General features: G+C 60.9%; 16 protein-coding genes and 1 tRNA gene. 6 read left to right on the top strand and 11 right to left on the bottom strand.

The features are described 5' to 3' along the window. The first annotated feature begins 365 nt into the window (after positions 1–365). Positions 366–1826, top strand: a complete 1461-nt coding sequence (gene pyk, locus ACTM82_RS03575; protein WP_427793920.1) for a pyruvate kinase — start codon at positions 366–368, stop codon at positions 1824–1826. Between the two features lie 203 nt (positions 1827–2029). Here pyk and ACTM82_RS03570 read toward each other — a convergent pair whose 3' ends face one another. The 6 genes from ACTM82_RS03570 to pheS form a co-directional block, all read right to left on the bottom strand. Beyond that, on the bottom strand, positions 2030–2878 hold the full coding sequence (locus ACTM82_RS03570) for a hypothetical protein (RefSeq protein WP_441054335.1): 849 nt from the start codon (positions 2876–2878) through the stop codon (positions 2030–2032). 79 nt (positions 2879–2957) lie between these two features. Further along, positions 2958–3728: an energy-coupling factor ABC transporter ATP-binding protein gene (locus ACTM82_RS03565; RefSeq protein WP_441054337.1), complete on the bottom strand. Its 771-nt coding sequence runs from the start codon at positions 3726–3728 to the stop codon at positions 2958–2960. A gap of 44 nt (positions 3729–3772) precedes the next feature. Then, positions 3773–4609: an energy-coupling factor transporter transmembrane component T family protein gene (locus tag ACTM82_RS03560; RefSeq protein WP_441054339.1), complete on the bottom strand. Its 837-nt coding sequence runs from the start codon at positions 4607–4609 to the stop codon at positions 3773–3775. Beyond that, on the bottom strand, positions 4587–5672 hold the full coding sequence (gene cbiM / locus ACTM82_RS03555; RefSeq protein WP_441054341.1) for a cobalt transporter CbiM: 1086 nt from the start codon (positions 5670–5672) through the stop codon (positions 4587–4589). Before cbiM ends, ACTM82_RS03560 begins: the two co-directional genes overlap by 23 nt. Before the next feature lie 246 nt (positions 5673–5918). Then, complete coding sequence (gene pheT / locus ACTM82_RS03550; RefSeq protein WP_441054343.1) at positions 5919–8372, bottom strand: phenylalanine--tRNA ligase subunit beta; 2454 nt, start codon at positions 8370–8372, stop codon at positions 5919–5921. Positions 8373–8553: 181 nt separating this feature from the next. Then, positions 8554–9630 (bottom strand): phenylalanine--tRNA ligase subunit alpha, encoded by a 1077-nt coding sequence (gene pheS / locus ACTM82_RS03545; protein ID WP_154517607.1) that lies wholly within the window; start codon positions 9628–9630, stop codon positions 8554–8556. 505 nt (positions 9631–10135) lie between these two features. On the opposite strand from pheS, the gene ACTM82_RS03540 reads away from it, so the two are divergent. Next, entirely contained in the window at positions 10136–11710 is a 1575-nt protein-coding gene (locus ACTM82_RS03540; protein WP_441054345.1) for a carboxypeptidase M32, read from the top strand. Between the two features lie 205 nt (positions 11711–11915). On the opposite strand, the gene glmM is transcribed toward ACTM82_RS03540, so the two are convergent. Next, the gene (gene glmM / locus ACTM82_RS03535) at positions 11916–13247 is read right to left on the bottom strand and encodes a phosphoglucosamine mutase (protein WP_441054347.1); all 1332 of its coding nucleotides are present in this window, start codon (positions 13245–13247) and stop codon (positions 11916–11918) included. Positions 13248–13328: 81 nt separating this feature from the next. Beyond that, complete coding sequence (locus tag ACTM82_RS03530) at positions 13329–14351, bottom strand: DMT family transporter (protein WP_441054349.1); 1023 nt, start codon at positions 14349–14351, stop codon at positions 13329–13331. 290 nt (positions 14352–14641) lie between these two features. On the opposite strand from ACTM82_RS03530, the gene ACTM82_RS03525 reads away from it, so the two are divergent. Then, positions 14642–14716: transfer RNA gene (locus tag ACTM82_RS03525), tRNA-Val, on the top strand. 545 nt (positions 14717–15261) lie between these two features. Here the strand turns inward: ACTM82_RS03525 and ACTM82_RS03520 are convergent. Then, positions 15262–16365 (bottom strand): hypothetical protein, encoded by a 1104-nt coding sequence (locus tag ACTM82_RS03520; protein WP_441054350.1) that lies wholly within the window; start codon positions 16363–16365, stop codon positions 15262–15264. 297 nt (positions 16366–16662) lie between these two features. Here ACTM82_RS03520 and ACTM82_RS03515 point away from each other — a divergent pair, with 297 nt between their 5' ends. Further along, positions 16663–17349 (top strand): DUF5710 domain-containing protein, encoded by a 687-nt coding sequence (locus ACTM82_RS03515; protein ID WP_441042262.1) that lies wholly within the window; start codon positions 16663–16665, stop codon positions 17347–17349. Positions 17350–17794: 445 nt separating this feature from the next. Here ACTM82_RS03515 and ACTM82_RS03510 read toward each other — a convergent pair whose 3' ends face one another. Beyond that, positions 17795–18877, bottom strand: coding sequence for an HNH endonuclease (locus tag ACTM82_RS03510; RefSeq protein WP_441054352.1), 1083 nt, complete (start codon positions 18875–18877; stop codon positions 17795–17797). A 215-nt stretch (positions 18878–19092) separates the two neighbouring features. Between ACTM82_RS03510 and ACTM82_RS03505 the strand changes: the two genes are divergently transcribed. Next, positions 19093–19584, top strand: coding sequence for a hypothetical protein (locus ACTM82_RS03505; RefSeq protein ID WP_441054354.1), 492 nt, complete (start codon positions 19093–19095; stop codon positions 19582–19584). A gap of 100 nt (positions 19585–19684) precedes the next feature. On the opposite strand, the gene ACTM82_RS03500 is transcribed toward ACTM82_RS03505, so the two are convergent. Next, complete coding sequence (locus ACTM82_RS03500; protein ID WP_152067326.1) at positions 19685–21151, bottom strand: ATP-binding protein; 1467 nt, start codon at positions 21149–21151, stop codon at positions 19685–19687. 569 nt (positions 21152–21720) lie between these two features. On the opposite strand from ACTM82_RS03500, the gene ACTM82_RS03495 reads away from it, so the two are divergent. Beyond that, positions 21721–24765: an insulinase family protein gene (locus ACTM82_RS03495; RefSeq protein WP_441054356.1), complete on the top strand. Its 3045-nt coding sequence runs from the start codon at positions 21721–21723 to the stop codon at positions 24763–24765. The last annotated feature ends 116 nt before the right edge of the window (positions 24766–24881 follow it).

The raw sequence follows: 24881 nt of genomic DNA, 5'->3' as shown, positions 1-24881 counted from the left end.
CATCAAGGCTGCCGTGCTGAGCGGCAGTTGATAGTGGAGCTATGGTACCCCAAAGCGACGCGTCTAGCCAAAACAATCCATTTGGAAATATGGTCCGTATGCAACGATGCGGACCGTGTGATGCTCAATACTGATAAAACGTTTTTTCTTAGGCGCGTCGCCAAACTAAAATATCGCCCAGATAGCAGCGGTTAGAGCGGTTGATAAAGTTTTTTCATATACCGTTTTTTCCGTAAAAAATGAACTTCTAATTCGGCATACGGTCGATTTTTTGGGGTATTCGGTCGGTATTTCGTTATAATCAACTCAGTTATATTTCTTATGGTTTATCTATCAGCGCAAGACGATGTCAGATGGAGGTCTGAATGTACAAGCGCACTAAGATTGTATGCACCATGGGTCCCGCCTGCGATAGCGACGAGACCATCCGCGAGATGATCAAGGCGGGCATGAACGTCGCCCGTTTTAACTTCTCGCACGGCTCCTACGACGAGCACCACGGTCGCATCGAGCGCGTCCGTCGTATTTCCAAGGAGCTCGGTATGCCCGTCGGCATCCTGCTCGACACCAAGGGCCCCGAGGTCCGCACCGGCCTTTTGGTCGATGGCAAGAAGGTTGCCGTCAAGACCGGCGACAAGATCGTCGTCACCGCTCAGCCCACGTCCGAGGATTTCCACGGCACCGCTGAGCACATCTCCCTCGACTACCTGGCTCTGCCCTCCGAGGTCGAGAAGGGCTCCCTCATCCTGATCGATGACGGCCTGGTTGCCCTCGAGGTCGAGTCCGTCGACGGCCAGGACATGACCTGCGTCGTCAAGAACGACGGCCTGATCGGCGAGCGCAAGGGCGTCAACATGCCCAACGTCAACATCTCGCTGCCCGCCATCACCGAGCGCGATCGTCAGGACATCCTCTTTGGCCTGACCGAGAACATCGACTACATCGCCGCTTCCTTCATCCGTGACGGCGAGTCTGTCCGCGGCATCCGCGAGCTTTGCCGCGAGAACGGCGGCGAGCACGTGACGATCTTCCCGAAGATCGAGTGCGCCCTGGGCGTCGAGAACTTCGATGAGATCCTCGAGGCTTCCGACGGCATCATGGTCGCCCGTGGCGACCTGGGCATCGAGATCAAGCCCGAGCTCGTTCCGCACATCCAGAAGGAGATCATCGCCAAGTGCAACGCGGCCTACAAGCCCGTTATCACCGCTACGCAGATGCTCGACTCCATGCAGCAGAACCCGCGCCCGACGCGCGCCGAGGTTGCCGACGTTGCTAACGCCATTTACGACGGTACCGACGCCGTCATGCTGTCCGGCGAGTCCGCTGCCGGTAAGTACCCGGTCGAGGCCGTCAAGATGCAGGCCAGCATCGCTCTCGAGACCGAGAAGTACCTCCCGGCTCACGCTCCGCTCGAGGTTCCGACCGATGCTCACGGCACCCGCGTCGTCAACAACGTTGTGGGTATGTCCGCTGTGAACATGGCCACCACCGTTGGCGCCAAGTGCATCACCGTGCCGACGACCACCGGCCGTACCGCTCGCCTGATCTCGCACTTCCGTCCCAACATGCCGATCTGCGCGTTCTCCCGCCACGAGTGGGCCGTCCAGCAGATGATCATGTACTGGGGCGTTATCCCGCACAAGGCCGAGATTACCCAGGGCACCGTCAACGGCACGATCGTCAAGGCGATCGAGACCGCTAAGGAGCTCGGCTACGTCGAAACCGGCGATTTGACCGTCGCTACCGCCGGCGATCCCCGTATGAGCGTCCAGCTTGAGGACAAGGTCTCCTCGACCAACGTCGCCTACGTCGCTCAGGTGCGCTAAATCGCACTTGCAAGCACATTTGCATTAAAAAGGGCCCGGAAGGCTTCGCCTTCCGGGCCCTTTTTAAGACCTACTTCATATGCCGCTTCATCGATTTGTGTTCAGTCGCGAACCTTTCCGATGCCGAGCACACCACCGAAGATGCCCTGCGGCGGGGAGCTGTTGGTCGATTGGAATGAACTGTTCACCGTTAAGTCAGCCGGCTAGCAGCTAGCGATCAGAGGGACTGCGGGGACGTCAGAAGCGGCAACGCGGGCGGCAAAACCCGCCTCAGTTAGCTCGACGACCTCGGTAAACGTTGCGTCAAAGAACCCTTCGGTCAGCAGACGGTACGGCGGATGATCCGGATCGCCGGGGTTTTCGCGCACAATCTCGTGCATAACGCCAATGGTCTTGAGCACATACTCTTGTGGAATCGAATACTGACCAAACTGGGCCGCCGCGGTATAGAGGCGATCGGTCGCACGCGGGATAGAAACGATGCCGAGCGTCTTGCCAAACCAGTCAAAGTCTCCCTGCTTCTTAATGCGGAACTCCTCGCACGGCTTGCCGCCGCGCGCCTCGAGATATTGGTTCACGCGCGTGTTCCACACGGTATCGGCCACCAGATGCGACCAAACGCCCAGCGTCAAATCGAGCAGCGACTGCGCCACGTCATCGGGCGCGAGCGAAAACTCGGCGGCGCCGGGGCCGTCAACCGGCTCGGCGTCTTTGTAGCGCTGCGGATAGTGCACCCGATTGAGCCTTTCACGCTCTTCGACAATCGAGGTCGCTGCAGCCGGCGCACCCGCCGGCGCACCTTTAAGCAACGGCGCCACATAGGTGTCCCAAAACTCATGCTCGCGTGGCTTAGGAATGGGCTCGGGCTTGGCAAAGTGCGTGATGCGATACGGGATGGGGTCGGCAATACCGGGAACCATGTACCCCACAAAAATGTCCGGAACCACGCTGCCAAACAAAAAGGCATTGCGGTCGCGCACGTTATCGGCAAGCGCGCCGGCACGCGCCAGAAGTCGTTCCGTCTGAGCGATATGAATATTCCAACTTGGCATAGCTACCCCCGTAAAAATCCGGATAACTATACCATTCGCAGCAAGTCACGTGCGCGGCCGCAACCCCACTATGCGGCAACTATTCTGCTGCACCGTTTTCGGTTCCATATGACGGCACGGGAGCCTCGACCACGTGGTGATATCGATCGATATAAATCGCACGGGCCCCAAGACGTCGTACTAAATCCTGATGATGCGTGCTCATCAAGACCGTCTTACCGGCAGCAACATAAGCCAGTAGAAAGTTGACCACGATGTCGCAAGAGTCCTCGTCAAGTCCGTTGGTAGGCTCGTCGAGCACCAGAATATCGGGGTTCATCGACACGACGGCAGCCAGCGCCACACGCTTCTTTTGCCCACCCGAAAGCTGATAGGGCGAGGCATCGACCAGATCGGCAACCTGAAACAGCTCCATGGCATCACGGACGCGGCGCCCAAGCTCGTCCGCCGAAAGCCCCATTTGAGCCGGGCCAAACGCGACCTCCTCGCCGACCGTGGCGCAAAAGAGCTGTGCATCGGCGTTTTGGAACACGAAGCCCACGCGCTGATGGAACCGCTGGGCCGTCGCGGAATCCTTGAGATATGCCGCATCGACCACATGTCCATCAAACAGGTACGTACCCGCATCCGCAAGCTCAAGGCCGTTGATAAGCCGCATGATCGTCGTCTTGCCGCAGCCGTTGGGTCCAAGCAGCGCAACCAGCTCACCGCGATTAACCTGCAGCGACACGCTATCGACCACCGTATGGCCCGCATAGGAAAACACCACGTCGCGAAACTCGATGAGCGGCGTGGCCTTGGCACCGGCAGCACCGCTCGCACCCATCGCACCATTTGTATCGTTTGCCAAAACGTCGCCCTTCCCTATTCACATCGACGGCTTGACCGCCCGCGCTACAGCACCGCGCACAACACGGCGAGCAGCACCACAACGGCCGCATAGACCGCGTCGCGCCAGCCAAATCCGTTCCGTGCAGGCGCCGGATATGCGCCGGCAAAACCGCGGCAAAGCATAGCCTCGTCCATCGCGCGGCTGCATTCCATCGCCTTGATAAAGGTCATGCCCATGATACCCGCGATCGAATCGGTACGCGAAAATCCTGCAGGCGCGCGGCCCACACTGCGAAGCATGACCGATTCGCACAGGTCGTGCGCCGTGCGACCCAGCACCTCGATGTGTTTGAGCGCCATATCAAACGTAAAGATAACCTCGTCGGGCAGGTGCAGCATCTTAAGCGCCGCCGACATGCGACTCCAGGTAAGCGTCCACGAAACGCCCAACACCAATGACACATTAACAAAGGTCTTGAGCGCAATCTTGAGCATGGCGCCCGTGGCAGAAGCACCCAGCAGCAGGGCAGGCAGCGCCAAAACCACGGCAAACCCCGCGGCAGCCAACGCCGGCACAAGGGTCGCGCGCAGCCCGCGTACGGGGCGCACCGCAACGAGCACCAACGCGATCGCTGTCATCAGCATCAAGTACAGCGGGCTCTGCGTCAGGCATACGCACAGGACGCAGACGAACATCCCCACCAAACGCACTGGCGCCGAAACGGAAGAAAGAGCGCGGTCGATAATCGACCCGCCCTTATGTGCGCCGCCACCTAGGCGAACCCGCTCAAGCAGGCTCGCCAGGTGCAGGACATTCTTTTGCATCACACGATGCCGAGCCCCCGCGGGCTCATAACGCTGCTCGGCCGCAAGCCAGCTAGGCAGCTCGACCGTCGCCATGGGCTCCGCTTTCCTTGACCGTTAGCGAGACCAGACGGAATGCGATGGTGAGCACCGCCACGCCAATCACGCCCGAAAGAATATACATCGCGGCCTGGCCGGCAAAGCCAAGGCCCTGCTCCTCGGAATAGGCCTGCAGATAATCGCCTGTGGGCAGGGTATCGGCAAAGGTCGGGGTATCGAGACCGACCGAAGTCTGCAGACTGTCGTCACCAGCCTCCTGAACGGCGGTCGCGGCGCCCTCAGCGTCCCACTCGCCCCAGGCGTCACCGGTGGCCAGCAAGCCGAGCGGCGTGGCCACGACAAGCACGGCGACCAGGATGAGCGTGGGGACCAGCGAGGTCTTCTTGGCAGTAGCGCCCTCGGCAGCAAGCTGGCCATCGGCGGCCTCGGGCCCGACGATAACGCTCGGCGCCGTCTTCTTAATGAAACCGTAGATGGCGGCCGTCGCCACGCCCTCGACCACGCCGGCTACCAACATGTGCGGGATCATCATGGCCGGAATGGCAATAGAGAGCGGGAAGGGGCAGTACAGCGGCGCGCCCGAAGCGTTGGTAAAGAACATCGGCTGAATACCAAACTCGATCGCCGTGCACAGGGCCGCCAGGCACAGGCCGACCCAACCGCTTACGACGGCCGAAACCGAGGTGCCCCAGCTCTTGTCGTGCAAACGGCTGTTGAGCGCACGGAACACGATAGCGGCGGCAAACGGCAGCACGAAGGCCATGTTAAAGCAGTTGGCGCCAAAGGACAGGATGCCGCCGTCGCCAAACAGCAGCGCCTGCAGCGCCAGCGCGACCGAAACCGCGATGGCCGCGGCCTCCGGGCCCAGCAGCAGCGCGATGAGCGCGCCGCCGACGGCGTGACCCGTGGTACCGCCGGGCAGCGGCACGTTGAACATCATGAGCAAGAAAGAGAATGCGGCGCAGATGCCCAGGAACGCCATGTGCTCGCGGTCGAGCGTGGCGCGCACCTTTTTGATGCAGTGAACCCAAACGGGCACCATCGCCACTGCCATGACGACATCGGTCTGCGGGGACAGATAATTATCTGGAATGTGCATGTACGCCTCCCGGTTATCGGCGCACAGAATTACAACGCCGCTTAAATCACCTTGCCAGTGTTACGTATTGTCAGATTCGTAACACGCCACGGGCTATCATAGCAAAACGGCGCACTGCCGACAAAGCAGCACGCCGTTATGCAATGCGCGTGTCATATATGCAGGCTCAGCAGTGCCTTATACCGAGGATAGCAGTCACGTAAGGCTCGGCAGCAGCCACCGCTGAACCATACCCCAGTGCAGGACCTAGCCGCGGACCTCGCCGTTTACGCCCTTGCACACCTTGGTGACGATCTTCTGGTGCGCTTTTTCGACCTCTTCGCTGGTAAGCGTGTGGTCGTCGGAGCGATACGTAAGCGCAAAGGCCATGGACTTCTTGCCCACGCCCACGCGGACCGGATCGCGGTAGACGTCGAACAGACGCACACCCTCGAGCAGCTTGCCGCCGGCGCTGGTAATGCGGCGCTCAAGATCCTCGCAAGTCACGGAGTTGTCGACCACGATAGCAAGATCGTGCTCAACAGCCGGGTACTGCGAGAACTCGCGGTAGTTCTCCTGGTTGCGGGCGCCCTTGATCAGCTTGTCCAGGTCGAGCTCAAAGGCAACGACGATCTCGTCGATGCCCATAGCCTCGCGCGCCTCGGGGTGGATCTCGCCGACCCAGCCCAGCACGGTGCCGCCAGACAGAACCTCGGCGGCACGGCCCGGCTGCAAGAAGGCATAGCCCTCGCCCTCGACGGGACGGAAGCGAACCTTCTCGATGCGCAGCTGGGCGAGCAGCTCCTCGACAATGCCCTTGCCAAAGAAGAAACGCAGCTTGCGGTACTTCATGTTCCAAGACTGCTCGCTCCACTGGCCCGAGAGCACGCCCGCCACGGACTTGGTCTCCTTGGGCAGGCTGGCGTTCTCGCGGCCGTGGAACAGGCTGCCGACCTCGTACAGGTGCACGTTGGGCGTGCCATGGGCCTCGTTATACGCCACAGACTGCAGCAGGCCCGGCAGCAGCGAGCGGCGCATCTCGGTCTGCTCGGCCACCAGCGGGTTCATAAGTACCACGGGGCAGCCGCGGCCCTCGGTGGACATGCCGATCTTCTCCAGGTCGCCCGGCGCGGCAAAGCCAAAGGTCGTGGTCTCGTTGAGGCCGCAGGCGCGCAGGATCTCGCCGACCTTGCGGGTAAGCTTCTGCTCGCGGGTCAGGCCACCGATGTGGTTCTTGGCAGCCGGGATGGTCGCCGTCACGCGGCCCATGCCCCACAGGCGCAGGACCTCCTCGATCAGATCGATCTCGCGCGGCAGGTCGGGGCGGAAACTCGGCGGGGTAACCATAAAGTCCTCGCCGTCGCGCTCGACGGTGCAGCCCAGGCGGGTGAGCGAGCGCTCGATAAAATCGGGCTCGATGTCGGCGCCGCAGATGGCGTGCACGCGGGCCAAACGCAGCTTAATGCTGTCGATGGTCTTGGGCGCGGGGAACACATCTACGTAGCCGGGAGCGACCTCGCCGCCGGCGATCTCCTCGATGAGCGCGCAGGCAACATTGGCCACATCCACGCAGCCGGTTTCATCGACCTGGCGCTCAAAGCGGATGGAGGCGTCGGAGATCAACGACAGGTCGCGGCTGGTGTGCGAGGTACGGCCGGCGTCGAAGCAGGCGCTCTCGACCATCACGTCGACGGTGTCGTCCTCGATCTCGGAATCCATGCCGCCCATAACGCCGGCCAGCGCCACGGGGCGCTCGCCGTCGGTAATGAGGCCCATGCCGGCGTCGAGCGTGCGCTCCTCGCCGTCGAGGGTCGTAAATTTCTCGTCCTGCTGGGCGGCGCGAACCACCACGCGGCGCCTGCCCTCGCGCTCGGCAAAGGTGTCCAGGTCAAAAGCGTGCAGCGGCTGACCGGTGAGCATCATCACATAGTTGGTGATGTCGACGATGTTGTTGTGCGGGCGCACGCCCAGGGCGTTAAGGCGCTTGACCATCCAGTCGGGCGACGGGCCGACCTTCACGTTGCGCACGATGCGGGCGACATAGCGGTCGCACAGGCCCCCGTCGGCGATCTCGACCGAAAGCTCGTCGTCGGTCGCGCGGCCGGTCTCCACCTTGATGGCGGGCAGCTCAACGTGGAAATCGCGATCGAAAATGGCGCCGGTCTCACGGGCCATGCCGATCATGGACAGGCAGTCGGGGCGGTTGGGCGTGATCTCGCAGTCGAGCACGGTATCACTCGAGCCCACGTACTCGGCAAACGGCATGCCGCAGGGCGTATCCTCGGGCAGGATCATGATGCCGGAGTGGTCGCCACCCAGGCCGAGCTCGCGCGCGGAGCAGTTCATGCCCATGGACACGACGCCGCGAAGCTTGCTCTTCTTGATCTTGACGTCACCGGGAAGCACGGCGCCGATCATTGCCGTGACGATGTGGTCGCCGGCCTCAAAGTTCTGCGCGCCGCAGACGATCTGCAGCGGGGCGGGATTGCCGTCGGCATCGAGGTTCTTGTCACCCACGTCGACCGAGCACACATACATATGGTCGCTATCGGGGTGCGGGGTCTTGGTGAGCACCTTGGCAGTCACCACGTGGTCGAAGGACTCGCCCACGGTGTCGATCGCCTCGACCTCGGTGCCGGTACGGATATATTCGTCCGAAAGGGTCTTGGGATCCTCCGGAATATCGATCATGGTCTTGAGCCAGTCGTAAGAAACACGCATCTAACTGGTCTCCTTTCATCTGTAACGTCTGCAATAAACAGACGGAAAACTCCAGCTACGGAGACGGGTTTCCGAGATGCCGCAGATTGCCCCGAAAGAGGAGCGCCGCGTACTTGGGTACGCAAGCGACGGTTTGAGGGGCAAGGTGCGGTGGCTCGGGAAGCCGCCGGGACAGGTCAACTTAAAACTGATTCAGGAAACGCATATCGCCTGTCATGAGCGTTCTGAGGTCGGGCAGGTCGTAGCGCAGGGCCGCGACGCGCTCGGCGCCAATGCCAAAGGCGAAGCCGGTGTACTTCTCGGGATCGATGCCGCAGTTGATCAGGACGTTGGGGTCGACCATGCCGCAGCCCAAGATCTCGATCCAGCCGCTGTGCTTGCAGAAGTTGCAGCCCTTGCCGCCGCAGACGTGGCAGCTCACGTCCACCTCGCAGGAAGGCTCGGTGAAGGGGAAGAAATGCGGGCGGTAACGCGTCTTGCGGTCCTCGCCAAACATGCACTTAACAAAGTAGTCGAGCGTGCCCTTAAGATCGCCAAAGGTGATGCCCTCGTCGACGACCAGGCCCTCGATCTGGTTGAACTGCGGCAGGTGACAGGCGTCGGCCGTGTCGGGACGGTAGACGGTGCCCGGGCAGATCATGTAGATGGGCGGCTTCTGCGACTCCATGGTGTGAATCTGCACGCCCGAGGTCTGGGTGCGCAGCAGCACGTCGGACTCGCCGTGGGCATGCGCCTCGGGGTGCGCGACGCTGCCGGGGTTGTTGTCGACCACATAGAAGGTGTCGCGGGCCGAGCGGCTCGGGTGATCCATGGGGGCGTTGAGCGCGGTGAAGTTGTAGTAGGAGGTGTCGACCATGGGACCGGACTCGACGGTGTAGCCGATACCGCTAAAGATATCCTCGGCCTCCTCGATGATCTGCTTGATCAGGTGCTGGTGGCCGATCTGCGGACGAATGCCCGGCAGCGTGATGTCGACGGCCTCGTGCTCCAGTGCGTGCTTGAGGGCGGCGGCCTTCATCTCGGTGGTGCGCTCGTCGAGCATGCCCTCGATCAGCTGGCGCATCTCGTTGGCGCGCTTGCCCATCACAGGGCGATCCTCGGGGGCGAGCTTGCCCATCATGCGCATCAGGCCGGTAATACGACCCTTGCGGCCGAGCAGCTCAACGCGCGCAGCCTCGAGCTTGGCGGCGTCGTCGGCGCCTGCGACGAGCTCCTTGGCCTCTTCCTCGAGTTTGACCAGATCATCAATCAGACTCATGTCTTCCCTTTCGTCTCTCGCGTTCCCCGCTCGCCAGGACGACTGCCGCCGTCTGGCGTTGCAAAAACGCGGCCCGGTTCGGTAACAAAAAACCGTCCTCGGGCATGTGCATTGCCCAAGGACGGTTGAATTCCGCGGTACCACCTTGTTTGACCCGGCGGATGTCTGGCCCGCCGTGCCCACTCTATGCCCCTTATCGCGAGGCTCACGGCTTCCCTACTGGGGCTTCGCCGCCGCTGGCCGCGCGCCCGTTGAGGTTGCTGCTCGGGAGTGAACGCTTGGCCCTTGCCACCGCAGGAAGGCTTGCAGCCCATGACCTTCCCTCTCTTGCCGGCGACGCGGCGGGCAAAACCCTCTCCGTCAACGCATTGGGCTATAGGATAACACATTCTGCGAGCATATCGCCGCGTTCCGTTTTGTTCGCACTGGGTACAAGGCAGGTAGCTGTGCAAACTGGCCGCACGCCCACCCGTGGCGTCCGGTCTGCGAGATCAAGGATATAGGTATGGGAAAGAAACTCGATAAGAAGGCCAAGGCCGCCGTGGCCAAGGCCTCTAAGAACGCCAAGGCGGGCAAGGGCATCAAGAAGCTCCGCAAGCTCGAAGGCAAACTATGGACCCGCGAGTACCTGCTCAAGATTGCCGAGTTCGATGGCGCGACGATTGCCCCCGCCAACGGCGCTGCGGCCCGCGCCGATGCTATGGGCACCCTTGCCGGCGAACATCACAAACTCCTGACCAGCAAAAAGTCCGTCGAGCTTGTAGGCTCGCTGGCACACGAGACCGTCGCCGGCGGCAAGATCGACGACCCGCAGCTGCTCGACGAGATCCGTGTGCTCGGCCGCGACCAGCGCGAGGCCAGCGTTATCCCTACTGAGGAGGCCGAGGCCTGGACCAGGCTCACCTGCGAGGCCGACGCCGTGTGGCACAAGGCCAAGACGGCCAACGACTGGGCGAGCTTTGAGCCCTACGTGGATAGAATCGTCGCCCAGCTCAAGCATCAGGCCCAGCTCATGGACCCCAAGCGCGACCCATACGATGTTTGGCTCGACCAGTACGAACGCGGCCTTTCCGCCAAGAGCTTCGATGCGTTTTGTGACGAGGTCAAGGCCACCGTCGTGCCGCTCGTTCACGCCATCGGCGAGCGCGGACAGCAGCCTACTACCGACTTTTTGCACGCGCATGTGCCCGAGGCCGCCCAGCGCGCCATGAGCTTCGACCTGATGAAGCTCGTCGGCCTTAACCTGGACGACACCACGCTCGCCTTTACCGAGCACCCGTTTAGCGAGGGCTTCTCGGTGGGCGATGCGCGCATCGCGACGCACATCTACGAGGACGACTGCATCTCCAACGTCTATAGCATCATCCACGAGGCGGGCCACGCCATGTACGAGCTGGGCGTGAACCCCGCTTACGCGCGCACGTGTCTGGAGGGCGGCACCTCCATGGGCATTCACGAGAGCCAGAGCCGCTTTTTCGAGAACACCGTAGGCCGCAGTCGCGCTTTTATGGGACCGCTGCTCGAAGTGCTGCGCCGTCACGCGCCCGAGGTCTACGGCAACGTGGACGAGGACACGCTCTACCACGCCGTGAACATCGCTCAGCCGTCGCTGATCCGTACCGAGGCCGACGAGCTCACCTACCCGCTGCATATTATGGTGCGCTACGAGATTGAGCGCATGCTGTTTGCCGGCGAGGCCACGGCCAAGGACATCCCCGCGCTTTGGAATCGCTTTATGGACGAGTACCTGGGCATTCCTGTTCCCGACGACACGCGCGGCTGCCTGCAGGATACGCACTGGAGCGGCGGCTCGTTTGGCTACTTCCCCACGTATGCGCTGGGCAGCGCCTACGATGCCATGTTTGTGCCGGCCATGTGCCGCGACGGTGTCGACCTTAACGGCGCCTGTGCGAGCGGCGACCTGACACCCGTCCGCGCTTGGCTGGGCGAGCACATTTGGCAGTGGGGCCGCGCCAAGGACGCGCCGGAGCTCATCAAGGGCGCGTGCGGTATGGCATTCGATGCCCGCTACTACTGCAGCTACCTGCAGGACAAGTTCACCACACTGTACCAGCTGTAAGGATTGACCAGCACGCCATCGCCAACGCCAACCATGTTGACGTCGATGTCTTGGCAACGTCAGCGAAAACGGCCCCAAGCGAGCAAGGTGACGTGAAATGAAAGGGCGCTGACCTTCTGGTCGCGCCCTTGAAATTGAACGCCAGATTGCCGCTTGGGGCCGTTTGTAGCGTCGAGCGGTTACGCGGTTTGGTAAAACCGCGTAACTACAGAGCTTCGAGTGCAGCGGCGATGCGCTTCATGGCGGCGTCGGCGGCCGATTGGTCCGGAGCCTCGGCCAGCACGCGAATCACCGACTCGGTTCCGCTCTTGCGCACGAGCACGCGGCCCTCGCCCGCCAGCGCGTCCTCGGCCTCGGCAATGGCGGCCTGCACGCCCATGTTGCCCAGCGCAGCATCCTTGTCCGCCACGCGTACGGCAACCTGCGCCTGCGGCAGCAGCTTACACGGCACCGCGAGCTGCGAAAGCGTCTCGCGTTCGGCACGAATCACTTCCATCACACGCAGCGAGGTCATAATGCCGTCGCCCGTACGCTCGATATCGCCAAAGATCGTATGGCCCGTCTGCTCGCCACCCAGGCTGTAGCCGCCCTCGCGCATCTTGGCGTACACGTGACGGTCACCCACACCGCTGGTCACGGCGCTCAGACCGGCAAGCTCCAGCGACTTAATCAGGCCAAAGTTGCTGGCGATCGTCGGCACCACGGTACCGCCCGAGAGGCGCCCGTGCTTGTTAAGATACACGCCGCACACGTACAGAATCTGGTCGCCGTCGACCACGCGGCCGCGCTCGTCCACGGCCAGGCAGCGATCGGCATCGCCGTCGTAGGCAAAGCCCACGTCCAAGCCTTGCTCCACCACATGGCGCTGCAGGCGCTCCATATGCGTAGAGCCGCAGTCGACGTTAATGTTAAAGCCGTCGGGTGCGGCGTTAATCACGCGCACATCGGCGCCGAGCGCATCGAACACCGGCTTGGCGACAGAGGACGCCGAGCCGTTGGCGCAGTCAATGCCAATCTTGACGCCCTGCAGCGAATAGTTCGCGCTTGCAATGAGCGAGGCAATGTAGCGGTTGCGGCCCTGCATGTAGTCAACCGTGGCGCCAATGTGGTTGCCCGTGGCCAGCGGCACCTCGCTCTTGCCATCGATGTAGTCCTCGATGAGCTCCAGCACGTCCTCGTCCATCTTAAAGCCGTCGCTGTTGACCAGCTTAATGCCGTTATCGCAAAACGGGTTGTGGCTCGCGCTGATCATGATGCCGCAATCGAAGCAGCCCTCCACGGTCTGATGCGCCACGCCCGGCGTAGGAATCACATGCAGCATATAGGCGTCTGCGCCGCTCGCAACCAGACCGCTCACCAGCGCCGCCTCGAACATATAGCTCGAGCGACGCGTGTCCTTACCCACGATCACGCGCGCCTTGGCCCCGCGCCTGGCGCCGTAATACCAGCCCACAAAGCGGCCGATCTTGTACGCGTGCTCCACGGTCAGCCCAACGTTGGCCTCGCCGCGAAATCCGTCGGTGCCAAAGTACTTCATAAGAGGTCCTCTCTATAGACAAAGGCGCGCCGCCAAAGCAACGCGCCGCCAGCCTATTATCCTTTATAGCAACCGCAGAGGCTACACCGTCAAAAACACCATCGCGATAATCATGGCAAAACCCGCCAGGTCGGTGGGCAAAAATACCGTCCCCAGCATAAGAGCGCTGGTAATAGTGGCAGAGACCGGTTCCATGGTTCCGATAAGGCTCGCACGAACCGAGCCGATCTCCTTAACGCCCTGCATATAAAACATATAGGCAAAAAACGACCCAATCACGATGAACACCGCGAGCGCGCCGACACCCGAGGGCTCGAGCGCCGGCATGTGTGCCCACGGCTGGGTAAAAATGCTCAGCACGATTCCTGCCGAAAGCATGGCTGAGCCCGTGACAACCGAGCTACCGTATTCCTTGAGGATTCCGGCCGGGATAATTGCCATGCAGGCACCGCCCACGGCGCACAAAAGGCCCGCGAGCAGGCCCATCGGCGAAATGCTCAGCGTACTGGGGTCGCCGCCTGTGGCGATAAGAAACGTTCCGCCCAAGGCGAGCAAAACACCAAGCGTCTCGCGCGTGCGCGGAAGTCGATGCGTGGCAACGCAGGCATACCCCATGACGACCACCAGCTGCAGGCACTGGAACACCGTCGCCGTGCCCGCGTTGGTTAGGCGCACGGCAGACAGATAGCAAATCTGGTTGAACAGCAAGCCAAAAATCGTAAACAGGATGAGCTGCTTGCGGTCGGCGGGGGTAGTCCACAGTTTAACCAAGCGGTCGCGATCCTTGTTGAGCACGACGACCATAAAGAGCAGGCCGGCGCAAACCTGGCGCATGCTCATGAGCCAAAACGTCTCGATATGGCAAACATCGAAGAGGTAGCTGGCGCAGGTGCCAGAAAATCCCCAGAACGTTCCGCCGGCAGCCGCGGCAAGCACACCCAGGGCCATCTTGCGCGTCTGGGCGTCGTTGAGGCGGTCGCGCCATGCACGGCGGGTGCTGCGGCTGAGCTCATCGGTGCCCTCGGGCACATCAATGTTCGATATATCGGTCATCGGCACCGAAGCCCCTGTGCCTTCGACCTGCTCGACACGCTCTTTGCTCATCCCGCTCCCCCGAAACAGTCTGGAAACAATTCGGCTTACCTTACCACGGCGAAGGCACCAGCTGGGGGCTTGTCCGCTTATCGGTAGGACAATTCCGCAGACGTCTCTTCCATGGTTCGGCATTGCAACGGCTTTGCATTATGCGACAGCCAAATCACGGCAGCGAGCTCTTTTAAAATGGGCGCGACAAAGCCCTTTGATTCCACAACGTTAGCGATTTTAAAAAATATTCTTGCCACCGAGTTCAAGCTCCGTTATATTATCCCTTGCGCACTTGCGCACCCTTGATCGGGCGTTTAGCTCAGGGGGAGAGCGCTTCCCTGACACGGAAGAGGTCACAAGTTCAAATCTTGTAACGCCCACCAAATGTTCGCAGCCCAGAGGCTATGCCTCTGGGCTGTTTTGTTTTATCTGATAAGCCAAAAGGGCGCCGTGGCACCCAAAACCGCTTCGGCAGCTCCAATAACCATCCCAATCGAGGCTGATACCGCCTCTACATAACCGGCAATCATCCCGGCAGACCCCAAGTTGCTTCGGTATCGCCGGCAATTACCCCTACCACACCCAAAGTCGCCCAGACAACCCCGGCGATCGCCCCAATCAGCCCCAAAATTACCCAAACAGCCTTGGCGACTGCCCCGATCTGGCCTTCGCAAGCCTCGCGGCCACATCCGGACAGCCTTCCCATAACCAGGTCTAATACTTTTCCCGAGAAGTGAACGACCTTATTTGGGCCCCCGAAGCATCCACACTTTTTACAGCCAAAACCGCAGGATTCCAATGATAAAACCGCAGGAAATAAGCCACCAAAAGTGTCGATGTTTCGGGGGCCCGTTTTGACTCGTTCACTTCTCGGGAAAAGTATTAGACCTGACAATGAGGCCCTTGGTCCCATGCCCAGCAACCGCCCCTACCAATGTTGACGCGCCTCGATTACGGCCTGCCAAAGCTTAAACCGCTTCGCTTCGACGCGCTTGAGGGCAAAGTATCGCTGCTCCTCGCTCATGGGCTTGTTAAAAATGGGTCGCTTGTTCCGGTGCAGCTTCCGTCGGATACGTTCGCACAGCCGGATGAGCTTGTCGTAGTCATTTGCCTGCTCAGTCGTCACGGTGAAGTGTGCCACGCCGCTCAACAGCTCCAACTCGTTGCGGCGCTCGGCATCCTTGTAAATCTTCTCGCGTCCGTCATGAATGGCATCGCTGTCGTAATCGACCATCGCGGTCAGCACCTCTGGCAGCAGTCCGGCCTTTACTTTATCCATGCCCACCTCGACTTTAGCCGTAAGCGTTATGTCGGGTGTGCGCTCCAACACGCGAAGCTTGTGATCACGTCCGTCATTGTATCCATCGCGAATGAAGACCTTCTTGTTAAGTTCGGCCTTGCCCAATGCATACCCGTCGTAGCGCGCAGGCAGCGACATAAACATGCAGAGCCCCGACTCCCTCGGAGAGCGCGACCCCTCGATCACATATGCAAGCAGCGCCTTTGCCTTCGCGATACCCCTCACCTTGGGTGACTTCTCGATATACGCCGCGATGAGCTCCTTAGTCGTGAGCCTGCTATCGCGCATGCCCGCATCCCTGCCTGTTACCCCACCGGGGGCAAGGTTATCCAGCCGGTAATCCGATGTCATCGCATAGCCGGCATAGACGGCCGCCGCCACATCGCCATCGTGCACAGCCTGCAAAAACGCCAGCTCGGGAGAGCACACGTACGCATCAAGGTCGCCCATCCAGTGGCCCAGCGAGATAAACGAACCCGCCGGGAGCTCGTTGGTGCACAGATGCGTCTTAACATGCTTGCTCTGCCGACGGCCGGCGCGCGACGGCACCAGCAAATCCAGCGTTTCGATCCCCAGGTCATAGCGATCGATAACCTCCTGCGCTTCTTGGTCCAAGAGCGCACAGGCACCTGCAATCGACACGACCTCTGGCTCCGAATCCCCAAAGCGAGGGTTCGGCATGTGCGCCAACAGCGCCAATGCGGCGTTATGTGAAACGATAAAGTACCTCATGGCGCGAAGATAGCACGCACGCCGGCGGCGGCTGGCGGTTCTGTTAAGTTTCCGACAAACGACCGGCGGTTTTTTCGCCGAGGTGCGCCAAAGTGTTCATTCGACGATGCCCAAACCGCAATCCGTCAAGCTTTTGGCAAGGTTGCCGCCCAACTGGCCAAAAGCCGACCATCTACTTGCCAGTTTATCCAAGGCGTAACCAACCAGTCCGCACCGCGGCTTCTCGGCAAAACGCCACAACGTCCACACCCTGCGGTATCCTTGAGCCACTTACACCTGTAGCACCAAGGAGCCACCATGCGCACCGAGCTCGATGTTCCCTTTTCGCGCAAAGAAGAAGCCAAGGCGCTGGGCGCCAAATGGGACCGGACCAAGAAGATCTGGTATGTACCCAGCGGCGTCAACCCCGAGCCCTTTGCCGAATGGCTGCCCGGTGTTGACCGATCCGACCCCTCTGCGCCGTATATATATCTAGTACTGGGCAAGCGCGAGTGCTGGAAGTGTCACAAAGAGACCTCGGTCGCGGCCTTCGGCATTCCCTATCGAGCCGATGACAGCGAGGGCATCGCCATCGCGCACGCACCCAACAAGGCCGGGCACATTGCCATCGACACGACCAATGCCAACGCGCTCGCCATTGTTCCCGCTCTTGGCTGCGTCCCGGGCGAGATCCGCGACTATCTTTCTAAGCGCTGTGGCTACAAGCCCGTAGGCGCGCGAGCCTCCAAAGCCCCATCGCTCGGCAACACGTGCACCAGTTGCGACGCGCTGCAAGGCAGCCGCTATCTGTTCGAGGAGCCCTCGTCCCCGTTTGCCCTCACTGCCATCAACAAGCTGCCGGCACTGGAGTTTGTGCGCGTCGAAGTTGCCGGCGTCTTTGGCGTCCCGGCCACGCGTACCAATTTTGACCAGGCACTCTTTACCTGGGCACGCGACCATCACACCAAGTTCCACAAGCAGCTCGGTGAGGGGGTTTATTTGTAGAGACGGAGAGGCCTTCACAGCCAGCTCCTCCGCATCGCCTATCCCTCGTCGCAAACGTCATACACGATATCGAGGCCGCAAACAGGGCATTTCTCCGGATACACCGGCATATGAACGCCCGTCCGTTTTCTCACTTCGTCGCTGAGTCTGTCGCGCGCATCGATGAACCGAATATCGAGACACGATATTTGCGAGCCGCAACAAGGACAGGCGACAGCAAACGACCCGCAATCAACCTCTACGCCCGGAAACATATTGTTGTCGATAAGGGCACACGGCAGTTTTCCGTACTTCCCCATCGCAATATCGCCTCGCCAGCTCACACGCGCTCCTCTCTCGCTATCCAAATCAGGAAGAGCATGCACCGGCGGGCGTGCACGAGATTGCATCGCCACGCGATCCGATCAAACAACACGATCGTAAAAGACCGCCGAAGCCAAATACGCTAATACGGCAGAAGCCCCGCCTTTTCACGCTTCTTTTCCGAGCGATCAAACTCAATGCGATGGGCCTCGAGAAACACCGCATTGGGTCGCCACTGACGCTCATTCGGCTGCCTTAGCGTCGCACCTGCAAAGGAAGCGTAGTCGGTCTTATCCAGCAGGTACGATCCGCACAGCCGATATTCGCCGCAAACAGGCTCAAACGAAATCAGATGAGCATCGAATAGAGCATGAAAGTCGCGCCGAAGCAGAATGCCGTTGCTGGCAACCTGCGATTTGGGTCCCGAGTAATTCTCGATATGTGCAGCCTCCAGTGCCTCGTTAACCCCACAACCCGACACCGCGCAGCGACCATCATAGGCGGCAATGAGCTGCTTGCGGAACCATTGCTGCCCCAATCGCTCGCGTCTCAACGCATAGTGAACTTTTTCGTCATCGGTCGCACTCTGTCCGGCAAACTCAATGTCGACTGGCATGTGCTTCAGATAGCTCATGTCGGACGCAAAACGAGGGTCCGGTCCACCTTTATGAACGGGACCATGCAGAACAAACCAGCCGTTTTCGGGCTCAAACCGTTCAACAAACGCAAGGCCAAGCACCTTATAGCCCACCTCGGTTGCAAATATGACTCCAACTGGAACGCCATATTCCATGCAGTTGAGCATTTTACGGTTGTAATTCTGGTCTCGAGAACCAACGACACCTGGCGCTTGAACCGAATACTTAATGACCCACGTACCGTCATCCAAATAGAGCGGAGGAACATCGGTGTAGAAGCTCTTTTTAGAGTTATGGACCGAAAGCGCAAAGATCTTATTGGGATCTTGCTTCACCCGATCCTGGCCCGGCCAGAAGATCCCTGAATCCCGCGTTACGGGAAAGAAGTCCGCGCCAATTCTCAAACGATACTGATACTGAGGGCTATCTTCCTTGGTGCGGTGCGGAAGGCTGGTCCAAACGCCGCCGCGCTGTTCCTCACCCAGAAACCACTCCCATGCCTCAACGTATTCGGAAGGCACGAGACTGCAGGCACGGTCATAGCTTGGTCCATCCATCAACGGAACAGCAAGGTCAATGTCGTTCATCGCCAGCACCTACAACCATACGAACGCGAGTCATGCCCCTCAATAATATGGCCGAGAGTCAATTATTACGAGATCTCATTCCGCGATCGGCACATCGTTGATGCTCTCGGTTTGCCGCTGGCGCGCTCGTACCCCGCTATCCCACTCCCCTGTATACTGATGTAGCACGTGTTTCATCCGGGCTTGTTGGGCCGGGTCGTTCATGGGAGGGTCTTATGGCTGCTTCGAATCCGCCTAAGGGAAGCGTTTCTTCTTCGTCCATCAAGCCGGTGACGCGCAAGGCCGTGCGTTGCCAGCGCGAGGTCGCTTGGCTTGTCACGCAGGCGGCGGGCAGGCTTGTGGCGACCACGGAGGACGTCAATGCGCCTACGCCGAGCTTTGTGTTAGCGGCGGCGCTGGATTCTGTGCGCCAATTGGAGCTTGCCGCACAGGATGCCAGCGGCCACCTCGACTACCAGAATGTTATGGCGCCCGACCTGCAGACGTTCTGCCACATGGCCAAGTTGCCCGCCGCGCCCAATGCGCTTTCGGACGCGGGCTACATGTTTACGCTTTCGGGCGCGGACCTTATCCGCGACATCTACGCATACTGCAGCGAGCTCGCCGAGCGCCACGTCTTTGACGCGGCAGAAATCAAACCGGGATATGCCATCAAGCTGGTTCTTAGGCTGTTCTTGATGGATGGGTTCGGGACTATGCCAGCGTAAGCCGGATTTTTAACTTCGCCGTCGACTGGGCAACAACCGCCTTACCTTAGCGGGCGCCAATCGAGAGTCGATTATTGGGTCACCTCGTCCGCTGGCGCATTTATTCCGCACGCTCCGACAGTCGATACTTGCGGTTGCGACTCGTCGCCGGCGCTGTAGGCTCAAGCTCGCCTTGAGCAATGAGTGTGTTGACGCGCGACCTAACCTGGGAAATTGTGAGCCCTGTGTGCTCCGCCAACTCGCGCGTACCCAGCTCACCGCAACGCTTAAGTGCCGCCACAATTAAGTCACCGCCGTGGTCGACCGGCTCGACCTTTGAGCGATAGAGAACCACTTTGAACCGATCGAATCCCGGGCAGAACAGGGGCTCGGCCAAACCATGAGCACACATGGCGTCGATCATCATCGGAATGCCCGAGCCATTGCCCTCAGCCGGCGAACCTGCGCCATCCGGCAGCGGAACAATCGACATGAGTTTCATGAGCGTCGCGTTGCGGCACCGGGAGCTGCCGTCAAACAAGTTCTCGCGAGTCTTTCCTCCGTATAGGCCGCCGGGGTTCGTCACTTCGATACGGTCATCAAAGACGTCAACAGCGACCGACTGCCCACAGAACCGATCTCCGTATTCTCGGTGGATTACGGCGTTGGCGATTGCCTCGCGCAGGACCTCCTCGGGAATCTCCAGCGAGTCGACACGCGAGACGCCTTGGATCGTCGAGGTTCGCCGCAAATTCTTGGCGACTGCCGCGACGGCATCCGAGATCATTTCGCCCAACGTTCCCTCGCAGATCGTACGGTCCATGAACCTCAACGACCCCGCCGCGCCCTTCTGCGTTCCGGCATAGACCGCCACATCGATAAAGAGCTTAGGATAGAACTGCTGAGGATAGGCACCCGCAGCCAGGAGCCCGGCCTTAGTAACTTTGCCCTGGGAGTCGAGGAAATTCAGGCGCTCCAGCTTCGTTTTCTTGTCCGGCGCGCCGCGCATTGCCCGAGGTGTCAGCGAGAAAGCACGCTCTATCGTGCGATCGACCAGTGCCTCGTCAAGATCGCCTGCAACCGCGCCGGGCACTGCATCGCGATCGCTAGGACTCGTCCGCTCGTATGACGACAGTGCCAAAACCTCGGTCGATGAAAGTGGCACGTCTTTGTCATCAATGCGCTTGTAGCTGCCGCCCTGGGCGCCGCGTTCTATTACATAGCAGGGCTTGCTCGACGGGTCGAGCTCCTCAATCGTGATAACGAGAACCACGGTGCCCCGAAGCTCCACGCGCTCAATAGTGTATTTGGGCGGATTGGCCAGTTTTCCGCGACCGCCGGCATCACCCATGCCTGCGACAAATTGGTTGAGCACCTTCTCGGTCTCAAAGTCCTCAACCGGGACAAAGCCCGCGCGCTCGCTCACGCCGAGCACGATAATTCCGCCGGCGGTATTCGCGAATGCGCTAACCGTTTCCCATACGTCGCGAGAAAGCGTCGTGGCGCTCTCCTTGACCTCGACGCTAAGATCGTCCGAGCCCATGCGCCTTAAAGACTCGAGCAGACCGATCAGTTCGTTCTCGTTCATCTGCACGTCCTTTCGCTCGGTCCGGCGGAGAATGCCGCGAATAGATTTCCTTCGTCTCTCAGTTATCTCTCGTAATTATCTCTTGTCTCTCTGTTATCTCTCGTATTAGAGAGGAGTGAGAGATGAAAGATAAGATGTCTGTCATCTGTTTCATTTAAACATGTTTTCGCTGGTAAAACAATCTATATTGAGACAATACCATGGTTGCCTGTCTCTTTGCAGCATTGTTATCTCTCATATTTATCTCTCATCTTTCTGTTATCTCTCGTATTAGAGACGAATGAGATATGAGAGATGTGCGGGCGGCGGATGAGCGTGGATTTTGAACGGTCGGGAAATGAGGGTGGATATTTGGACGGTTTTTGGGCGTTTTGAGGCTGATTCCGTCCGAAAATCAACTCTCATTCGATAGGCGTCCAAGTTTCCACACTCGTGCGGTGAACGAGCAAGGCCTTCGCCCAATCCGCCGGCATCGTCTCCAGTTCGCCGCAGAGCCGCGGCCCCATATGGGTATACTCACGAGGATTCGACTCGATTCGCCCCCGCTGGGGCGTCAAAGGAGACTGCATATGCCCACCACCTCAACCGACCCGCGCGCCGCTGCCGCCGCGCTGCTGGTGCCCGGCACCACCTGTCACGGCTTTGCCGTCGAGCGCTGCGAGACCGTGCCCGAGCTCGACTCGGACGCCTACGTGCTGCGCCACACCGCCTCGGGCGCTCGCCTGCTGTACCTGGCGTGCGACGACGAAAACAAGGCTTTTGCCATTGGCTTTAAGACGCCGCCGGCCGATTCCACCGGCGTGTTCCATATCCTCGAGCACTCGGTGCTGTGCGGATCGGCCAAATTTCCCGTCAAGGAGCCGTTCGTCGACCTGATCAAGAGCTCCATGCAGACGTTCCTCAACGCCATGACCTACCCCGACAAAACCATCTACCCCGTCGCCACCACCAACGAGCAGGATCTGTACAACCTGATGGACGTGTACCTGGACGCGGTGTTCAACCCGGCCATCTATACCAAGCCCACCATTTTTGAGCAGGAGGGCTGGCACTACGAGCTGGACCTGCCGAAGGGCGCCGAGGGCGAGGGCAACGGCAGTTCCGCAAGCCTGCGCGAGGGAACGCTACGCTATAACGGCGTGGTTTTCAATGAGATGAAGGGCGCGCTGTCCGACCCCATGAGCGTGCTGGACGATGCCGTCAACGCCGCGCTTTATCCCGACACCGCCTATGCGCACGAGAGCGGCGGCGACCCGCGCGCGATCCCTGCGCTCACCTACGAGCAGTTCCTGGATACGCACGCGCGCCACTACAATCCTTCCAACTCCTACATCACGCTCTACGGCGACCTAGACGTGGACCGCGCGCTGGCGTTTTTGGACGAGCGCTATCTGTCGCAGCCGAGTGCCGCGAGCCGCCGCATGGACGCAGCCGTCGCCACCGGCGAGGACCCGTCCACGCTGGCGCCCAATCCGCTGGTCGTGCAGGCGCCCGTGACCTGCGAGTACAAGCGTGTCGAGATGGCAACCACACCCGAGAACGCCCTGGTGGGCCTGGGTCTTGTGCTGGGCAGCGCGCTCGACCGCAAGCGCACGATCGCGGCAGACATCCTGTTCGAGGCACTGCTGGGTTCCAACGAGGCACCGGTTAAGAAGGCCATTCTGGCCGCCGGCCTGGGCGGCAACGTGGTGAGCTACACCGCGGCCGAGAGCCTGCAGCCCTACGAGCTCATCATGCTGCAAAACGCGCAGCCCGGCGTGGCGCGCGAGCTGCGCCGCGTGTTCCAGGACGCCTGCCGCGACCTGTGCGAGCACGGCGTTCCGCGCGAGCGCCTGGAGGCCATCATCAGCAGCAACGAATACGACCTGCGCCAGCGCGACTACGGTATCGCCGACGGCGCGGCCATTGCGTGCGACGCGCTGAGCACCTGGCTCTACGATGACGACGCCGCGACGCTGGCGCTCAAATACGGCCCGGTGTACGAGGAGCTGCGCGGCGAGCTGGACGGCAGCTATTTTGAGGACCTGCTGCGCGAGCTCGTGCTGGAAAACGACCACATGGCGCTGGTCGAGCTGGTGCCGGTGGATGCCGCCGAGGGTGCGGAGGGCGCCGAGACTGCCGAGCTGGCAGCCAAGCTCGATGCCATGACCGATGCCGAGCTGGCCGATGTGGTCGAGCGCACGGCTGCGCTGCGCGCCGCGCAGGAGGCGGATGACGCGCCCGAGGCCAAGGCCACGCTGCCACGCCTGCGCGTGTCCGACATTGGCGAGGCGCGCCCCGAGCCGCCGCTGGTCGTGGACACGACCGCGCCCATCCCCTGCCTGCGCCACGGCATCCCCACCAACCGCTTGGCCTACGCCATGCAGTATTTCGACCTGAGCTGCGTCGCGTTTGAAGACCTGCCCTATGTGACCCTGCTCTGCCGCCTGCTCAAACAGCTGCCCACGAGCGAGCACTCGGCCGAGGAGCTCGACAACCTCATCGCCGGCAAGCTGGGCTTTTTGAGCTTTACGACCGAGGTCATGACCCAGCCCGACGTGGACGGCGTGCGCCCCTACCTGCTGGTGAGCGCCGGCGCCCTGTCCGAAAAGATCGATGCGCTGGCAAGCCTGCCGCGCGAGGTGTGGTCGAGCACGCTGTTGCTCGATGCCGAAGCCGACCGCGTGCGCGACGTGCTCACGCAGATTCGCATTGGGCTTGAGCAGGGCTTTATTAACAACGGACACTCGGCGGCGCTCGGCCGCGCGATGAGCTACAGCTCGCCTTCGGCCGTGGTGCGCGAGCAGCTTTCGGGTGTGGACTTCTACCTGTTCCTGCGCGATCTGCTCGACCACTTTGATGAGCGTCTGGACGATCTGCGCGCCAAGCTTGCCGAGCTGGCAGGCCGCATCTTTGTGGCCGACGGCTGCCTGGCGAGCTTTACCGGCAGCGATGAGGACTTTGACGCGTACTGGGCCGCCGCGGGCGACCTGGGGTTGGGCGCGGGCGACGGTGCTGTTGCCGGCCGCGACACGCTCGTGGTGCCGACGCCGTGCGACCGCCACGAGGCTTTTGTCATCCCCAGCGACATCTGCTTTGCGGCAAGCGCATGCGACCCGCGTCGCCTGGGCATTGACGTGACGGGCGCCTGGGCGGTTGCCGCCAACGCGCTCTCCTACGACTACCTGTGGAACGAGATCCGCGTGAAGGGCGGGGCCTACGGCTGCGGATTCCGCGCGGCAGGCGAGCGTCAGGCCGCGTTCTACACCTACCGCGACCCGGCAATCGACCCCTCGATTGAGCGCGTGGCGCGCGCAGGCGAATGGCTCGGCGGTTTTGAGCCCGACGAGGCAGCCTTTGAGGGCTTTATCGTGAGCTGCGTGAGCGGCATGGACGCGCCGGTGAAGCCGTACGCGCTCACCAAACGCCGCAACACGACCTACCTGGCCGGACTCGATCCACATGCACGCGAGGAGCGCCGCGCCCAGATGCTCGCCGCCACACCCGGTGAGCTGCGCTCGCTCGGCGCCGACGTGACGCGTATCGCAGCCGTCTCGCCCACCTGCGTCTTTGGCGGCCGAGACGTCATCGCCAAGAGCAACGCCGGCTTCAACGTCATCGACCTGCTGGGCTAACGCACAGCAAAGGTAGATTTTTGGGACATGCCTGAAAATCTACCTTTTCTTTTGCCGCTGCTTGGGCGGGGCAGCTCAGCCCGTCACACCAGTTTGTCTAAATCTGTAACATCTAG

Source organism: Collinsella sp. HCP3S3_E5 (assembly GCF_052067635.1).
In the GTDB taxonomy this organism is placed as follows: domain Bacteria; phylum Actinomycetota; class Coriobacteriia; order Coriobacteriales; family Coriobacteriaceae; genus Collinsella.
The sequence above is the reverse complement of the archived record's forward strand: the minus strand, read 5'-3'. Positions and strand labels throughout refer to the sequence as shown.

Excerpts from the sequence above, each read along its gene's own strand:
- pyk (WP_427793920.1), top strand. The coding sequence starts at position 366 with ATGTACAAGCGCACTAAGATTGTATGCACCATGGGTCCCGCCTGCGAT.
- ACTM82_RS03570 (WP_441054335.1), bottom strand. The coding sequence starts at position 2,878 with ATGCCAAGTTGGAATATTCATATCGCTCAGACGGAACGACTTCTGGCG.
- ACTM82_RS03560 (WP_441054339.1), bottom strand. The coding sequence starts at position 4,609 with ATGGCGACGGTCGAGCTGCCTAGCTGGCTTGCGGCCGAGCAGCGTTAT.
- cbiM (WP_441054341.1), bottom strand. The coding sequence starts at position 5,672 with ATGCACATTCCAGATAATTATCTGTCCCCGCAGACCGATGTCGTCATG.
- pheT (WP_441054343.1), bottom strand. The coding sequence starts at position 8,372 with ATGCGTGTTTCTTACGACTGGCTCAAGACCATGATCGATATTCCGGAG.
- pheS (WP_154517607.1), bottom strand. The coding sequence starts at position 9,630 with ATGAGTCTGATTGATGATCTGGTCAAACTCGAGGAAGAGGCCAAGGAG.
- ACTM82_RS03540 (WP_441054345.1), top strand. The coding sequence starts at position 10,136 with ATGGGAAAGAAACTCGATAAGAAGGCCAAGGCCGCCGTGGCCAAGGCC.
- glmM (WP_441054347.1), bottom strand. The coding sequence starts at position 13,247 with ATGAAGTACTTTGGCACCGACGGATTTCGCGGCGAGGCCAACGTTGGG.
- ACTM82_RS03530 (WP_441054349.1), bottom strand. The coding sequence starts at position 14,351 with ATGAGCAAAGAGCGTGTCGAGCAGGTCGAAGGCACAGGGGCTTCGGTG.
- ACTM82_RS03520 (WP_441054350.1), bottom strand. The coding sequence starts at position 16,365 with ATGAGGTACTTTATCGTTTCACATAACGCCGCATTGGCGCTGTTGGCG.
- ACTM82_RS03515 (WP_441042262.1), top strand. The coding sequence starts at position 16,663 with ATGCGCACCGAGCTCGATGTTCCCTTTTCGCGCAAAGAAGAAGCCAAG.
- ACTM82_RS03510 (WP_441054352.1), bottom strand. The coding sequence starts at position 18,877 with ATGAACGACATTGACCTTGCTGTTCCGTTGATGGATGGACCAAGCTAT.
- ACTM82_RS03505 (WP_441054354.1), top strand. The coding sequence starts at position 19,093 with ATGGCTGCTTCGAATCCGCCTAAGGGAAGCGTTTCTTCTTCGTCCATC.
- ACTM82_RS03500 (WP_152067326.1), bottom strand. The coding sequence starts at position 21,151 with ATGAACGAGAACGAACTGATCGGTCTGCTCGAGTCTTTAAGGCGCATG.
- ACTM82_RS03495 (WP_441054356.1), top strand. The coding sequence starts at position 21,721 with ATGCCCACCACCTCAACCGACCCGCGCGCCGCTGCCGCCGCGCTGCTG.